Here is a 965-nt window from a genome sequence, read left to right as displayed (position 1 = left end):
TTCATGGTATCAGTCATGAAAATCTTCATTACCGATGAACAAAAAGCCGAACTTGAACACCTCCATCACACCTGCCGTGATAAGAGAGAGTGTGATCGCATCAAAGCGGTCCTGCTGGCCTCTGAGGGCTGGAGTTCCGTGATGATCGCTCAGGCCCTGCGTCTTCATGAAACGACCGTTAATCGTCATATCAGCGATTACCTTAATCACCGCAAACTCAAGCCCGAAAATGGCGGCTCTCAGAGCCATCTCAGCGAAACACAGACTCAGGAACTTATCGCTTATCTGACCGCGAATCTTCTGCCCACCACACAGGCGGTTATCCGCCTTGTCAAAGAAGCGTGGGATATCAGTTACACTGTTCCCGGCATGAATAAATGGCTGCACCACAATGGATTCAGTTATAAAAGACCGACCGGCGTACCACACAAGTTCAACGCGGAGCAGCAACGAACCTTTATGGAAACCTACGGGAAACTCAAACAGGAAGCCGGAGACCATGAACCCATCCTGTTCATTGATGGCGTCCATCCCACTCAGGGGACCAAACTCGCTTATGGCTGGATGCGCAAAGGGCAGAAAACCGCGGTGAAAACCACGGGAAGCCGTACCCGTCTGAACCTGATGGGGGCCCTGAATCTGGCCGATATCAGCAAAACGGTAGTACGTGAGTATGACCGTATCGACAGTTATCACATCGCCGAGTTCTTCATTGCCATCCGTGAGACCTATCCGGTCAGTCAGAAGGTTCATATTATCCTTGACGGAGCCGGTTACCACCGAAGCAGGCTGGTGAAAGACTGGGCGTTTGTGATGAATATTGAGTTGCATTATCTGCCGCCATACAGCCCGAATCTGAACCCGATAGAAAGGCTGTGGAAGGTGATGAATGAACAGGTCAGGAATAACCATTATTTCGCTTCGACGACCTTGTTCAGGCAGGCAATCCATCGTTTTTTTACGGA

At 50.3% G+C, this 965-nt stretch carries 1 protein-coding gene; it reads left to right on the top strand.

What is annotated here, in order from left to right; translation table 11 throughout:
- Positions 1–15: 15 nt before the first annotated feature.
- The coding region (locus tag LGZ99_RS24480; protein ID WP_449301376.1) for an IS630 family transposase at positions 16–965 on the top strand (950 nt) is incomplete at its 3' end.

The sequence above is a fragment of the Photorhabdus temperata genome, from assembly GCF_025384845.1.
GTDB classification, from domain to species: domain Bacteria; phylum Pseudomonadota; class Gammaproteobacteria; order Enterobacterales; family Enterobacteriaceae; genus Photorhabdus; species Photorhabdus temperata.
Note: the sequence above shows the minus strand (reverse complement) of the source record. Positions and strands in the feature narration are given on the sequence as shown.